The following is a 13,555-nucleotide window of genomic DNA, read 5'->3' on the forward strand; positions in this document are numbered from 1 at the left end:
GCTAGGCAGGGCGCTTCGATTACTCCAATGCATATTGCTGGGGCTGGGCATGCGCTTACGCTATGGCGATGAACTTCGAGCAGCTGTCCGGATTCGTCGAGGTCGCGCGCCTCGGGAGCTTCACCCGCGCGGCCGAGGAGCTGCACCTCGCGCAGCCCTCGCTGAGCCGGCAGATCTCCTCGCTCGAGCAGGACCTCGGCTCCGAGCTGTTCCAGCGGGCGCGCTCCGGCAGCACGCTCACCCCGGCCGGTGAGCTGCTGCTGCCGCTCGCGCGGCGCATGCTCGCCGACGCCGAATCGGTGCGCCGCGAGCTGGCCGAGCTCGCCGGGCTCGAGCGCGGGCGGGTCCGCTTCGGCGCGACGCCCACGCTCTGCATCAGCCTCGTGGCGGAGGTGCTGTACGCCTTCCACGCGGCGCACCCGGCGATCGAGCTGCACCTGGCCGAGGACGGCTCGCGCAGCCTGCTCGACCGGCTCGCGCGCGGCGAGCTCGACCTCGCGCTGGTGACGACCTCGACGGCGGCGGCCGTCGGCGCGTTCACGGTGACGCCGCTGCTCGTCGAGGAGCTCGTGGTGGTCTCCTCCGCGGCCGAGCCCCCGCTCGCCGACGGCGACGCCCTCGGACTGGCGGCCGTGGCGGGGCTCCCGCAGATCGTCTTCAACTCCAGCTACGACCTGCGCCGGACGACCGATGCGGCCTTCGCGGCAGCGGGCCTGCTGCCCGACGTGGTGCTCGAGGGCGCCGAGATGGACGCGGTGCTGCGCTTCGCCGAGCGCGGTCTCGGCGTCGCGATCGTGCCGGCGATGGTGCTGCAGGGCCGCCCGGGGCTGCGCTCGATCCGGCTCGAGGAGCCCACGCTCAGCCGCACCATCAGCCTCGCCCGCCCGGCGGACCTCGCGCCGACGGCGGCGGTGCGGGTCATGCAGCGCACGATCGCGGCGACGGCGCGCGCGTTCTCCGCCCGGGCGGGCGGCACGATGCGGCTGGCCGAGGGTCAGTCCGAGAGGACTCCGGTCCGCGCGTAGCCGCGGCTGCGGATCGAGAGGACCGTCGCGCCCAGCACCGCCGCGATCACCGAGCCGGCCAGCACGCCGACCTTCACGTGCTCGTCGGCCTCGCTCCCGACGCCGAAGGACAGCTCGCCGACGAGCAGCGAGACGGTGAAGCCGATGCCGGCGAGCATCGACATGCCGACCAGGTCCGGCCAGCGCAGCGCCGGGTCCAGGCGGAGGCCGGGCAGGCGGGTGATCAGGAAGGTGGTCGCGAGGATGCCGAGCGGCTTGCCGAGCACCAGGCCGACGATGATGCCGAGGGCGATGCTGTCCTGGAACGACTCGACGAGGCCGGTGAGGCCGCCGATCGTGACTCCGGCCGAGAAGAAGGCGAAGACCGGGACGGCGACGCCGGCCGAGACGCCGCTCCAGCGGTCGGCGAAGTGCGCGGCGAGTCCGTCGTACTCGGGCTCGCCGTCGCTGCCGGTTCCGGTGCGGACGCGGGCGCGGGCGGTCGCGACGACCGGGACCGCGAAGCCGAGCAGCACGCCGGCGACGGTCGCATGGATGCCGGAGGCGTGCACGAGCGCCCAAGTGGCGACGCCGAGGGGGATCAGGATCCACCAGGTGCGGACACCCCGCTGGACGAGGACGGCGAAGATCCCGAGCGGGACGAGCGCGAGCAGCAGCGGCAGGAAGGCGATGGCCGAGGTGTAGAAGACGGCGATGATCGTGATGGCGAGCAGGTCGTCGACGACGGCGAGGGTGAGCAGGAAGGTGCGCAGGGCGACCGGGAGGCCCTTGCCGACGACCGCGATCACGGCGACCGCGAAGGCGATGTCGGTGGCGACCGGGATCGCCCAGCCCTGCAGCGCGTCGGGGCCGGCGGTCGCGTTGATCGCGACGTAGATCAGGGCGGGGACGGCGACGCCGCCGAACGCGGCGGCGACCGGAAGGGCGGCGGTGCGCGGGTCGCGGAGCTTGCCGACGATGAACTCCTCCTTGAGCTCGAGGCCCACGACGAAGAAGAAGATCGCGAGCAGTCCGTCGGCCGCCCAGGCGCCGACGCTGAGGTTCAGGTGGAGCGCCTCGGGGCCGAACTCGTAGTCGCGGACGGCCTCGTAGAAGCCGGCCGCGGGCGAGTTGGCGAGGACCAGTGCGAGGACGGTCGCGCCGAGCAGCAGGGCGCCGCCGACGGCGTCGGAGCGCAGCGTCTGGCGCAGGCCCCGCCAGATCGCGTGCGGCGCCTGATGGGTGGGCTCGGAGCGGGTGGGCTCGGAGGCAGGAGTGTGGGGCACGGAGGGGCTTCCTTCGGGAGGTCGTCGGATCACGTGAGAACACGGCAGAGGGCCGCGTCCGCCGACCAGACTTCCCGGCACACCGCCGACCATCGTACCGGTGCGGTTCCTCCCTGCACTCGGACCCTCCCTACACTCGGACGATGCGACACGGCATCGTCATCCTCCCGCAGGAGCCCTGGTCCACCGCTCGCCGCAAGTGGCAGTCCGCGGAGGGGCTCGGCTTCGACCACGCCTGGACCTACGACCACCTCTCCTGGCGCTCGCTCGCCGACCAGGTCTGGCACGCGACGATCCCGACGCTGACGGCCGCCGCGGTGGTCACCGAGACGCTGCGGTTAGGCACCTTCGTCGCCTCGCCGAACTTCCGGCACCCGGTGCCGTTCGCGAAGGAGATCGCGACGGTCGACGAGATCTCCGGCGGCCGCTTCGTCCTCGGGATCGGCTCGGGCGGGACGGGCTTCGACGCGACGGTGCTGGGGCAGGAGCTGCACTCGCCGCGGGAGCGGCACGAACGCTACGTGGAGTTCGTCACAGCTCTCGACGTGCTGCTGCGGCACGAGGAGCCGGGCTCGGGCGGCATCGACTTCGACGGCGCCTGGTTCACGGCGCGCGGCGCCCGGATGGTGGGGGAGCCGGTGCAGTCGCCGCGCGTGCCGTTCGTGCTCGCGGCGAACGGGCCCAAGGGCCTCGCGCTCGTGGCCGAGCGGGCGCAGGGCTGGGTGACGACGGGTCCGGAGGGTCGCAGCACCGAGGAGTGGTGGGCGGCGGTCGCCGAGCTCTCGCAGCGCCTCGACGACGCCCTCGCGAAGGCCGGTCGCGACCCGCGCTCGATCGAGCGGCACCTCTCGCTCGACTCCGGGCCGGACTACTCGCTCGAGAGCGTCGACCGCTTCGCCGACTCGGCCGGCCGCGCCGAGGCGCTGGGCTTCACCGACGTGATCGCGCACTGGCCGCGGACGGAGGGCCTGTACGCCGGCGACGAGGACGTCCTCTACGAGGTCGCGGCGCGGTTCTAGCGCTCCCGGCGCTCGAAGACGAGGTGCACGACCCCGGACGGCGAGGGTGTCGCCTCGATGCGGAAGCGCTGCTCCAGGCCCTCGAGCCCGTCCCACAGCCGCTCGCCGCGGCCGAGGACGATCGGGACGAGCACGACGTGCATCCGGTCGACGAGGTCGGCGGCGAGGAACTGCCGCACTGTCGCCGCGCCGCCGCCGATGCGCACGTCGCCGCCGCCGGCCAGCTCGCGGGCCCGCTCGAGGGCGGTCACCGGGTCGGCGTCGACGAAGTGGAAGCTGGTGCCGCCGGCCATCGTGACGGTCGGGCGCGGGTGGTGCGTGAGGACCACGACCGGCGTGTGGAAGACCGGGTCCTCGCCCCACCAGCCGGTCCACTCCTCGTCCTCCCAGGGACCGCGCTGCGGCCCGAACTTGTTGCGGCCCATGATCTCGGCGCCGATGCCGTCCGCCCAGGCGCTCGCGAACGCCTCGTCGACGCCCTGCGAGCCCTCGCCCGGACCGGGCATGCCCATCCTGCGGAAGGTGCGGGTCCCCATCGCCCACTCGACAAGCCGCGAGCCGGCGTGGCCGAACGGGGTGTCGAGCGACTGGCCCTCCCCGGCGGCGTAGCCGTCGAGCGAGACGGAGAAGTTGTGGACGCGGACCTTCGACACGGGGTCTCCTTCGGGTGGGCGGCGGTTCAGCCGAGCGTAGGCGCGGGCGGGCGTCGCAGTCCACGGGCCGCGAGCGCGACGCAGGCGAGGATCGCGAGCGCGGTCGCCGCGAGCAGCAGCGGCATCGGCAGGGCGACGGCCAGCGCCGCCAGGATCGCCGGCACGAGGAAGCCGGCGTAGGTGACGGAGTAGTAGACGGCGGTGACGCTCGCCAGGTCGCGCGTCTCGACGAGGGCCTGCGAGGCGGTCAGCCCGGAGACCATCGCGAGGCCGTAGCCGCAGCCGAAGACCGGCGCGGCGACGAGGACCGGCCAGAGCTGCTGTCCGACGGCGGCGGGGATCAGCAGCAGAGCGCCGAGGGCGGTGAGCGCGCCGCCGACGAGGGCGCCGCGGCCGCGCAGCAGCGCGAGAAGCGGGCCGGAGAAGAGCTGGGTGACCCAGCCGCAGCCGAGCGTGATCACGGTGACGAGGGTCGCGAAGCCGACGGTGACGCCGGGCAGGCGGTCGGCGACCAGGCTCGGTCCGACCGCGAAGGACAGGGCGGGTGCCGCGAAGACCCAGGGGGCGAGCGGCAGGACGACGGCGGCGAAGCGGGCGCGGGCGGGGCGCGGGATGCTCAGCTCGCCGGTCAGGCGGCCGGCGGACGGGTCGTAGGCCCGCGTCTCGGGTGCGCGGAGGAGCACGAGGACTGCCGCGACGCAGGCGGCGGACTGGACGATGTAGGGGAGCACGGTCGGCCAGGGGCCGAACTGCGCGAGCGCGCCGCCGACTCCCGCGCCGCCGCCGAAGCCGATGGTGAGCATCGCGGAGGCGCGGCGGGCGCCCGCCGAGGACGCTCCGGTCGCGATCGAGAGCTCCTTGATCCAGGCCGTGCCGACGACCATCCCCGCCGCGACGCTCAGCCCGCTGATGAAGCGGCCGACGCCGAGCCCGAGCACCGAGGCGGGGGAGCAGGCGAGCACGACACTGCCGAGGATCCCCAGCACGAGGCCCGCGAGCAGCACCGGCCGCCGGCCGAAGCGGTCGGACCAGCCGCCCGCGAGCGCGAAGCCGGGCACGATGCCGAGGACGTAGGCGGCGAGCAGGATCGTGACCTGCGTCTGCGTGTAGCCCTCGAGCTGGCGGTAGAGCTGCATCAGCGGCAGGAACTGATTGCCGCCCCAGCCGAGGACGACGAGCGACGGCGCGACGAGCAGCCAGGAGCGCGCGGAGGGAGCGGACGGTCCGGCGGGGGAGGGGAGCGGCACGGTCCATAGTGGCGCACCCGAGCGGCTCGCGGTCAGAGCCGCACGACGAGCTTCCGCGCGGACACGCCCCCGTGCAGCCGGTCGAGCGCGCCCTGCACGGCGCCGAGACCGGTGCCGACGACCTCGGGCTCGGGCGCGCAGCGGTGGCGGCCGTCGGCGAGCGCGCTCGGCAGGTGCTCACGCCAGAGCATCGGCCCGACCTCGTTGCTCATCAGCGTGGCACCCCAGACGTAGCGGGCGCGGATGCCGCGACGGCGGGCGGCGAGCTGGAGGTGGAGGTTCGCGCTGACCAGCCGCGACATCGTCCGCACGAACGGGAGCGAGAGCCCCGCCCTGCGCGGCAGCGAGCCGAAGGAGACCGAGGGGCTGGCGAGGGCGACCCGGCGGGCTCCGGTGGCGGCCGCGACGGCGACGCAGGGCTCGGCGGAGCCGGTGCCGACCGCGAGGATTCCGGCCACCTCCGCGCCGCCGATCGCGGCGACGGCGTCGGCGACCGCGCTCGGGCCGCGGTAGTCGACGACCACGTCGGCGCCGAGCTCGCGGAGGCGGGCGTGGTTGCCGGGCGAGGCGGTGGCGACGACGCGGTGGCCGGAGGCGACGGCGAGCTGGATCGCATTGCTGCCGACGCTGGTGGCGCCGCCCCAGACCACGACCGTCCGGCCGGTGGGGACCGGGTCGGCCGAGGGGTGGGGCAGCGCCAGGTGGTCCTGCTGGAAGAGCGCGGTCGCGGCGGTGGAGACGGCGAGCGGCAGCACCACGGCCTGCTCGTGCGCCAGCTGCGGCGGGATCGGCGCGGCGAGGTCCGCGCGGACGACCGTGTACTCCTGGAAGCCGCCCTCGGCGTCGTGCCGGCGGCCGCGCTCCATGCCGACCGCGTAGGCGACGACGCGGTCGCCGACGGCGAAGCGGTCGACGCCGGGCCCGACCGCCGCGACCTCGCCGGCGACGTCCTCGCCGAGGATCGAGGGGTAGGGGAGCCAGCGGTACATCAGGTCGCCGGTCCACTGCTTGAGCTCGTCGAGCGGGTTCACGGCGACGGCGCGGTTGCGCACCAGCAGCTCGCCGGGCGCGGGCTCGTGCAGCGCGGCGGGACCGACGACCAGGTCGGCGCGGGCGGAGGGGAGGCGGGCGGCGGAGTTGGTGAGAGCGGCGGGGTTCGAGGGCGCAGCGGGGTTCGAGGGCAAGGGGTCTCCAGTGCTCGACGGCATGACGTGTCATCACTGTAGCCCTGATGGCACGTCGTGTCATCAGCTAGCCTGGCTGCATGTCACGCTGGGCACCCGACGCCGCACTGCGCCTGGAGCGCGCCGCCATGGAGCTGTTCGCCGAGCACGGCTACTCCGCGACGACGGTGCCGTCCATCGCCGAGCGCGCCGGGCTCACGACCCGCACCTTCTTCCGGCACTTCGCCGACAAGCGCGACGTGCTGTTCCTCCGCGAGCGGGAGTTCCCGCAGGTGGTGGCGCGGCTGATCGCGGGCGCTCCCGAGGGCCTCGCTCCGCTGGGCCTGCTGCTGCACGGGCTCGAGACGGTCGCGGCCGGCGACCTGGAGGGCTGGCGCGGCGAGATCGCGGCACGGCGGGCGGTCGTGCTGTCCGAGCCGGCGCTGCGCGAGCGCGAGTTGCTGAAGTCGGCGGTGCTCACCGATGCGATGCGCGACGCGCTGCTGGACGCGGGGGTACCGGCCGCTGAGGCGGCGCTCGCCGCGCGCACGGCGTCCGCGCTGTTCGACGCCGCGCTCGACGAGTGGCTCCGCGGCTCGGACGGGGTCGCGCTGGTCGTGGTGCTCCGCGAGGAGCGCGCGCGCCTCCGGAGACTGGTGAGCGCGGCGGAGCAGGCGGGCTCGCCCGAGTAGGCGAGCCCGCGCGCGCCCTACGCCTTCGAGGTGGCCGTCGCGTTGCCGACGACGCCCTGCGGGTTCGAGGTGGTGTCGGTCAGCACGAAGCGGATCTCCTGCGGGAAGGCGGTCGGCTTGACCCGCACCCAGGTCGTCTCCGCCGCGCGGGTCAGGGTCCAGGAGTAGGTGTAGAGGCCGTCGGCCAGGACGCCCTGCACGCCCGGGGCGAGGCTGGTGGTGTCGTAGGTGATCGTCGACACCGGCTTCGCGGAGCTGATGACGTACGTCCAGCCGGTCTTGTACGAGGCGTAGTCGCCGTCGTCGGGGACGGCGGTGAAGTCGGTGCGCGCGTAGCCGGTGTTGTTGGTCGCCTTGAGGCTCGGGTCGCCGACCGACTGGCGGGTCGCGGAGAAGGTCGGGTTCGGGTAGGTGTCCGGCTGGCCGGGGACGACCTCCACGGTGGAGGCGCTCGCGAGCGGCGCCGCGGCGGCGACGGCGATGACGGGCAGGGACCAGGCCGCGGCGACCGCGACGGAGCGGCGGGAGGGGGAGAGCGGGGAGAGCGGGGAGGAGGTGGGCACGGGGTCCTTTCGGGGCCGGGAGGGGGGAGTTCCGTCCAGAAAGTAGCGACAGCCGCCCCGTCCTTCCGCGCCAGCGCCCGCCCCGCCACGGCCCCTCTCAGGGGGAGGAGGCACGCCGTTCCTGGGCTCCGGCTGACACGACCACGTAGAACCACCTAGTCCGGAAGAGGTCCTCGTTAGCCTGGTCCGCATGGCCAGAACCGTCTCCACCACCACCATCGTCGACCGCGACGGCATGCTCGACTTCGTGCGACCGCGGCACCGGATGCTCGTCGCGACGACCCGGGCGGACGGACGCCCGCAGATGTCGCCGGTGTCCGGCGGCGTCGACGCCGAGGGCCGCCTGGTGATCTCGACCTACCCCGGCCGGGCGAAGACCCGGAACGCCGAGCGCCGCTCCGCGACGTCGGTCCTCGTGCTCTCCGACGACTGGAACGACGCGTGGATCCAGGTCGACGGCGAGGCCGAGGTGCTGCACATGCCCGAGGCGGAGGACGCGCTCGTCGACTACTACCGCAGCATCTCGGGCGAGCACCCGGACTGGGACGAGTACCGCGCGGCGATGCGGCTGCAGGACAAGTCGCTGCTGCGCATCACGCCGACGCGCTGGAGCCCGATCGCGACCGGCGGCTTCCCGGCCGACGTCGCGGCGCGGCTCGACGCACGGGCGTGATCCGCCCTCGCCTCGCCCGGGCCGGCCGGGCCTGGCGCGACGCGGTGGCCGGCCCGCGGCTGCTGCTCGCACTGAAGACGGCGGTCGCGGTGGGCATCGCCTGGGCCGTCGCCCCGTACGTGCCCGGCGTCGCCGAGCAGTACCCGTACTACGCGCCGCTCGGCGCGCTGGTCAGCATGTACCCGACGCTGATGGGCTCGGCGAAGACCGGGCTGCAGACGCTCCTCGGGCTCGCGGCCGGCATCGGGCTGGCGGTGCTGGTCGTGGTGACGGTCGGCCCGACCTGGTGGACGATCCCGCTGATCGTGGGCATCGGCGTGGTGCTCTCGGGGACCGGCTGGTTCGGTGCGGGGCGCGAGTACGTGCCGATGGCGGCGCTCTTCGTCCTGATCATCGGCGGCGCGAAGGCGGAGGACTACTCGCTCGGCTACCTCGTGCAGATGGCGGTCGGCGTGGTCGTCGGGCTGCTGGTCAATCTTCTGGTCGCGCCGGGGCTGACCTCCGAGGCGGCGACCGCCCGGGTCGACGAGTTCGAGCGCCAGCTCGGGCGCCACCTGCACGACATGGGCGCGGCCCTCGAGGAGACCTGGCCGCCCGAGCACGAGGCCTGGTCGACCAACGGCGAGCAGCTGGCGGCGACCGCGACCGAGGTGCGGCGGGCGCTGGTCGACGGCGACGAGAGCCGCAAGGGCAATCCGCGCGCTCTGCTGCACCGGCACAGCTCGCAGACCGACCACCTGCGGCTGGCGACCCTGGACGGGACGCTCTTCCACGTCCGCGACATGACGGCCGCGCTGGCGGACACGATCTGGAACCGCCCGGGCGCGCTGCCCTTCGACGCCGAGCTGGCAGCGCCGCTGAGCGCGGCCTGCCACGCGGTCGGCGACGCGGTGGTGACGGGCGGCTCGCCCGAGGACCGCTCCCTGGAGCCGGCGGAGCGGGCGGTCGACGAGCTCGCGCGCGCCGTCGACGCGCGCGCCGCCGCGACCGGGACGAGTATGGGGCCGGGCGTCCTGGTCGCGATCCATCTGCGCCGCATCCTCGTGGAGCTGCGCAGGGACGACCCCCTGCGAGCTCCAGGGGCGAGTGCGCAGGGATCGCGTGCGGAAGGATGAGGGGATGACTCCGGAGCTCCTCGACCGATTCGCGCACTGGTTCGACGAGGGGGCGCCGGTCGCGCCGTCGCTGAGCTGGGCGCTGTTCGACCGCGACGGGCTGATCGCCCGGCACGGTCGCGGGGAGCACCGGCTCGACGGCGCCGCGCCGGACGCCGGCACCGTGCACCGCATCGCATCGATGTCGAAGAGCTTCGAGGCGGCGGCGGTGCTGATCCTCCGCGACCGCGGGCTGCTCGACCTCGACGACCGGGTGAGCGCGCACGTGCCCGAGTTCGCGGATCCGGTCGACGCCGCGGGCCGGGAGCTGCCGGTGACGCTCCGGATGCTGCTCAGCAACTGCTCCGGGCTGCCCGAGGACAACGGCTGGGCCGACCACGTGATGGCGATGCCGCGGGCCGACTTCCTCGCGCTGATCGCGCGCGGTCTGACCTTCACCGAGCGGCCGGGCGAGGTCTACCAGTACTCGAACATCGGCTTCTGGCTGCTCGGGGTGATCGTCGAGAACGTCTCCGGCGAGGACTTCGTCGCCTTCGCGACCCGGACGATCCTCGAGCCGCTCGGCCTCGCGAGCACGCGCTACGACGTGGGCGCCTACCCCGAGGGAACCGACCTCGCGCAGGGGTTCAGCAGCTTCGACGAGGGCGCCACCTGGACCGCCCGCCCGTACACCGGCACCGGCGTGGGCGCCTGCGCCGCGAGCATGTTCAGCACCGTCGGCGACATCGCGCGCTGGAGCGGCTGGCTGTCGTCGGCGTTCGAGGGCGCCGACGACGCCGTGCTCAGCCGCGCCTCCCGCCGCGAGATGCAGCGCGGCTGGACCCCGGTGCCCGCGCTCAGCCCGCGGGCCGGGGAGAGCACGCTCGACGGCTCCGCCTACGGGCTCGGCCTCGTGATCGAGCAGGACGTCCGCTTCGGCGCGATCGCGCACCACTCCGGCGGGCTGCCCGGCTGGTCCTCGAACATGCGCTGGCACCTCGAGTCGGGCCTGGGCGTCGTGGTCTTCGCGACCACGAACGGCGCCAAGCTCGCCGCCGCGGCCACGGGCCTGCTGCGCGCGGCGCTCGAGGACGCGGAGCCGCCGGCCCGCACCATCGTGGTGCACCCGTCGACGCTGGCGGCCGCGGCGGCCGTCGAGGCGGCGATCGTCGGTCCCGGCGACCCCGCGCGGGCCGAGGAGCTCTCCGGCGGCGTGCTGTTCAGCCCGAACCTCCTGAACGACGTGCCCGCCGAGGTGCGCGCCCGCCGCCTCGCCGCGGTGCTGGCGGAGGTCGGCGGGCTCGCGGAGGAGCCGACCGCCCGTCCCCTGCGCGACCGACTGCTCTGGAGCGCCTCCGCGGCGCAGGTCGCCTTCACGCTGCCCGGCCGGGACGGTGACATCGAGGTCCGGCTCGAGATGACGCCGACGATCCCGGCGCTGCTGCAGCGCCTGGACGTCGTGAAGCGGGAGGCGCTCGAATCGCCGCCGGTGGTCCGCTCCTACCGCCCGACCCTGGACTGAGCGCACATCGGGACAGCGCACACCGGGACAGGGCAGGCTGGTCCGATGACTGCGCGCACTCCCGACGACCACCGCCTCGACCGGGTCCGCGTCCGCGGCGCCCGCGAGAACAACCTCCGCGACGTGGACGTCGACATCCCGCGCGACGCGCTGGTCGCCTTCACCGGCGTCTCCGGCTCGGGCAAGAGCTCCCTCGCGTTCGGCACGCTCTATGCGGAGGCGCAGCGCCGCTACTTCGAGTCGGTGGCGCCGTACGCGCGGCGGCTGATCGATCAGGTCGGAGTGCCGGACGTCGACGCGATCGACGGACTCCCGCCCGCCGTTGCGCTGCCGCAGCGGCGCTCCGGCGGCTCGGCGCGATCGACCCTGGGCAGCGCGACCACGCTCTCGTCCGTGGTGCGGATGGTCTTCTCCCGGGTCGGCACCTACCCCGAGGGCGCGCCGATGCTCCTCGCGGAGGACTTCTCCGCGAACACCGTCCAGGGCGCCTGCCCGGCCTGCCACGGGATCGGCCGCGTCTACGACGTGCCCGAGGAGCTGATGGTGCCGGACGACTCGCTCTCGATCCGCGACGGCGCACTCGCGGCCTGGCCGACCGCCTGGCACGGCAAGCAGCTGCGCGACAGCCTGATCTCGCTCGGCTACGACATCGACGTGCCCTGGCGGACCCTTCCGGCGGAGGAGCGCGAGTGGATCCTGTACACGCAGGAGTCGCCGCAGGTGCCGGTCTGGACGGATCGCGGACCGGCGGAGGTGCGGGCGGCCGTGGCGGCGGGGGCCGAGCCGCGGTACATGAGCACGTTCCTCGGGGTGAAGCGCTACGTGATGGACACCTTCGCGGGCTCCAAGAGCGCCCGGATGCGCGAGCGCGCGGCCACGTTCCTGGTCAGCGTCGCCTGCCCGGACTGCCACGGCAAGCGGGTGAAGCCCGAGGCGCTGGCGGTGAGCTTCGAGGGGTTCGACATCACGGAGCTCTCGGCGCTGCCGCTCGAGGAGCTCGCGGCGCTGCTGGCCCGCGTGCTCGAGCGGGACTGGGTGCCCGTGGGCGGTGGGCCGCTCGCCCCGGAGACCCGGCTCGCCGCCCAGCGCCTCGTCTCGGACCTGCTCGGCCGGATGGCGCCGATCGTCGACCTCGGCCTGGGCTACCTGTCGCTGGACCGCTCGACGCCGACGCTGTCCTCGGGCGAGTTGCAGCGGATGCGCCTCGCGACCCAGGTGCTCTCGCGGCTGTTCGGGGTGGTGTTCGTCCTCGACGAGCCGTCGACGGGGCTGCACCCGGCCGACACGGAGGCGCTGCTCGGTATCCTCCGCTCGCTGAAGGACAGCGGCAACACGGTCTTCTTCGTCGAGCACTCGCTCGACGTGATCCGCGAGGCCGACTGGATCGTCGACATCGGCCCCGCGGCCGGCTCGGGCGGCGGCACCGTCGTCTACTCGGGTGAGCTCGACGGGCTGCGCGAGGTGGACCACTCGATCACCCGGCGCTACCTCTTCCCCGAGACCGCGGAGCCGACGCCGCCGCTGCCCGCCCGGCGGACGCCCGACGCGCAGGTCCGGCTGGTCGACGTGGCGCGCAACAACCTCCGCGGGCTCGACGTGTCGTTCCCGCTCGGCGCGCTGACCGCGGTGACGGGGGTGTCCGGGTCGGGGAAGTCCACGCTGGTCAATCAGGCGCTGCCCGATCTGCTCCGCGCGAGTCTGCAGGCGGGTCTGGCGGGGGAGAGCCCGGAGCCGGACGAGTCCTCCTCCGACGACCCGCTGCTCGACGCCGACACCGCCGTCACCACCGGCAGCGCGACCGGGCCGGCGGAGAGGCTGCGCCGGGTCGTGCAGGTCGGCCAGACGCCGATCGGGCGCACCTCGCGCTCGAACGTCGCGACCTACACCGGGCTCTTCGACCGCGTCCGCGCACTGTTCGCGGCGACTCCTGAGGCGAAGCGGCGCCACTACGGTGCCGGCCGCTTCTCCTTCAACATGCCCAGCGGCCGCTGCCCGGTCTGCAAGGGCGAGGGGACCATGGAGGTCGAGCTGCTCTTCCTGCCGACGGTGCAGGCGCCGTGCACGGAGTGCGGCGGGACGCGCTACAACGCCGAGACGCTCGAGGTGACCTGGGGCGGGCGCTCGATCGCCGAGGTGCTCGCGCTGAGCGTCACCGAGGCCCGCGAGGTCTTCGCCGAGGAGACGGAGATCGGCCGGCACCTCGACGCGCTGCTCGACGTGGGCCTCGGCTACGTCGCGCTCGGGCAGCCCGCGCCGGAGCTGTCCGGCGGCGAGGCGCAGCGGGTGAAGCTCGCGTCGGAGCTGCGGCGGGCCCAGCGCGGCGACACGCTCTACCTGCTCGACGAGCCGACGTCGGGACTGCACCCGGCCGACGCGGACCGGCTGCTCGGCCACCTGCAGCACCTCGTCGACGCGGGCAACACGGTGATCGTCGTCGAGCACGACATGCGGATCGTCGCCGACGCGGACTGGGTGATCGACCTCGGACCCGGTGCCGGGGACGCGGGCGGCGCGATCGTCGCGACCGGCACGCCGGAGCAGGTCGCGCGGGCGGAGGGCAGCCGGACGGCGCCGTACCTGCTGGCCGCGCTCGAGCGGCGCTCGTAGGGCATCGGCGTCGCGCGGAGGGGGAGTGCCCG

12 protein-coding genes are annotated in these 13,555 nt (G+C 74.3%); 7 read left to right on the forward strand and 5 right to left on the reverse strand.

What is annotated here, in order from left to right; genetic code table 11:
* Positions 1 to 68: 68 nt before the first annotated feature.
* Positions 69 to 1,025: a LysR family transcriptional regulator gene (locus tag EDF45_RS15920; RefSeq protein WP_185020220.1), complete on the forward strand. Its 957-nt coding sequence runs from the start codon at positions 69 to 71 to the stop codon at positions 1,023 to 1,025.
* On the opposite strand, the gene nhaA is transcribed toward EDF45_RS15920, so the two are convergent.
* A complete protein-coding gene (gene nhaA / locus EDF45_RS15925; protein ID WP_397460055.1) occupies positions 995 to 2,290 on the reverse strand; it encodes a Na+/H+ antiporter NhaA in 1,296 nt (431 codons plus the stop codon). The two genes, EDF45_RS15920 and nhaA, sit on opposite strands and share 31 nt — an antisense overlap.
* A gap of 143 nt (positions 2,291 to 2,433) precedes the next feature.
* On the opposite strand from nhaA, the gene EDF45_RS15930 reads away from it, so the two are divergent.
* Complete coding sequence (locus tag EDF45_RS15930; protein ID WP_123736968.1) at positions 2,434 to 3,309, forward strand: LLM class flavin-dependent oxidoreductase; 876 nt, start codon at positions 2,434 to 2,436, stop codon at positions 3,307 to 3,309.
* Here the strand turns inward: EDF45_RS15930 and EDF45_RS15935 are convergent.
* Genes EDF45_RS15935 through EDF45_RS15945 form a run of 3 tightly spaced genes read right to left on the reverse strand, consistent with a single transcriptional unit; the run spans position 3,306 to position 6,393 of the window.
* Positions 3,306 to 3,962: a dihydrofolate reductase family protein gene (locus EDF45_RS15935; protein ID WP_123736969.1), complete on the reverse strand. Its 657-nt coding sequence runs from the start codon at positions 3,960 to 3,962 to the stop codon at positions 3,306 to 3,308. The genes EDF45_RS15930 and EDF45_RS15935 overlap by 4 nt on opposite strands.
* A gap of 26 nt (positions 3,963 to 3,988) precedes the next feature.
* The gene (locus tag EDF45_RS15940) at positions 3,989 to 5,209 is read right to left on the reverse strand and encodes an MFS transporter (RefSeq protein WP_123736970.1); all 1,221 of its coding nucleotides are present in this window, start codon (positions 5,207 to 5,209) and stop codon (positions 3,989 to 3,991) included.
* A gap of 32 nt (positions 5,210 to 5,241) precedes the next feature.
* Positions 5,242 to 6,393, reverse strand: a complete 1,152-nt coding sequence (locus EDF45_RS15945) for a zinc-binding alcohol dehydrogenase family protein (RefSeq protein ID WP_260312235.1) — start codon at positions 6,391 to 6,393, stop codon at positions 5,242 to 5,244.
* Between the two features lie 80 nt (positions 6,394 to 6,473).
* Between EDF45_RS15945 and EDF45_RS15950 the strand changes: the two genes are divergently transcribed.
* Complete coding sequence (locus tag EDF45_RS15950) at positions 6,474 to 7,064, forward strand: TetR/AcrR family transcriptional regulator (protein ID WP_123736972.1); 591 nt, start codon at positions 6,474 to 6,476, stop codon at positions 7,062 to 7,064.
* Between the two features lie 17 nt (positions 7,065 to 7,081).
* Here the strand turns inward: EDF45_RS15950 and EDF45_RS15955 are convergent, their stop codons facing one another.
* Positions 7,082 to 7,627 (reverse strand): hypothetical protein, encoded by a 546-nt coding sequence (locus tag EDF45_RS15955; protein WP_123736973.1) that lies wholly within the window; start codon positions 7,625 to 7,627, stop codon positions 7,082 to 7,084.
* A gap of 190 nt (positions 7,628 to 7,817) precedes the next feature.
* Here EDF45_RS15955 and EDF45_RS15960 point away from each other — a divergent pair, with 190 nt between their 5' ends.
* Genes EDF45_RS15960 through EDF45_RS15975 form a run of 4 tightly spaced genes read left to right on the forward strand, consistent with a single transcriptional unit; the run spans position 7,818 to position 13,523 of the window.
* Complete coding sequence (locus EDF45_RS15960; RefSeq protein WP_123736974.1) at positions 7,818 to 8,300, forward strand: PPOX class F420-dependent oxidoreductase; 483 nt, start codon at positions 7,818 to 7,820, stop codon at positions 8,298 to 8,300.
* A complete protein-coding gene (locus EDF45_RS15965; protein ID WP_260312236.1) occupies positions 8,297 to 9,415 on the forward strand; it encodes an aromatic acid exporter family protein in 1,119 nt (372 codons plus the stop codon). Before EDF45_RS15960 ends, EDF45_RS15965 begins: the two co-directional genes overlap by 4 nt.
* A gap of 4 nt (positions 9,416 to 9,419) precedes the next feature.
* A complete protein-coding gene (locus tag EDF45_RS15970; RefSeq protein WP_123736975.1) occupies positions 9,420 to 10,916 on the forward strand; it encodes a serine hydrolase in 1,497 nt (498 codons plus the stop codon).
* Between the two features lie 45 nt (positions 10,917 to 10,961).
* Positions 10,962 to 13,523, forward strand: coding sequence for an excinuclease ABC subunit UvrA (locus tag EDF45_RS15975; protein ID WP_123736976.1), 2,562 nt, complete (start codon positions 10,962 to 10,964; stop codon positions 13,521 to 13,523).
* The last annotated feature ends 32 nt before the right edge of the window (positions 13,524 to 13,555 follow it).

Origin of the sequence: Rathayibacter sp. PhB186, from assembly GCF_003751825.1 — a bacterium.
In the GTDB taxonomy this organism is placed as follows: Bacteria; Actinomycetota; Actinomycetes; order Actinomycetales; family Microbacteriaceae; genus Rathayibacter; species Rathayibacter festucae.

Bases quoted from the DNA above. Each gene is read 5' to 3' on its own strand.
- EDF45_RS15930 (WP_123736968.1), top strand. From the start codon at position 2,434: ATGCGACACGGCATCGTCATCCTCCCGCAGGAGCCCTGGTCCACCGCT.
- EDF45_RS15920 (WP_185020220.1), top strand. From the start codon at position 69: ATGAACTTCGAGCAGCTGTCCGGATTCGTCGAGGTCGCGCGCCTCGGG.
- EDF45_RS15960 (WP_123736974.1), top strand. From the start codon at position 7,818: ATGGCCAGAACCGTCTCCACCACCACCATCGTCGACCGCGACGGCATG.
- EDF45_RS15975 (WP_123736976.1), top strand. From the start codon at position 10,962: ATGACTGCGCGCACTCCCGACGACCACCGCCTCGACCGGGTCCGCGTC.
- EDF45_RS15950 (WP_123736972.1), top strand. From the start codon at position 6,474: ATGTCACGCTGGGCACCCGACGCCGCACTGCGCCTGGAGCGCGCCGCC.
- EDF45_RS15970 (WP_123736975.1), top strand. From the start codon at position 9,420: ATGACTCCGGAGCTCCTCGACCGATTCGCGCACTGGTTCGACGAGGGG.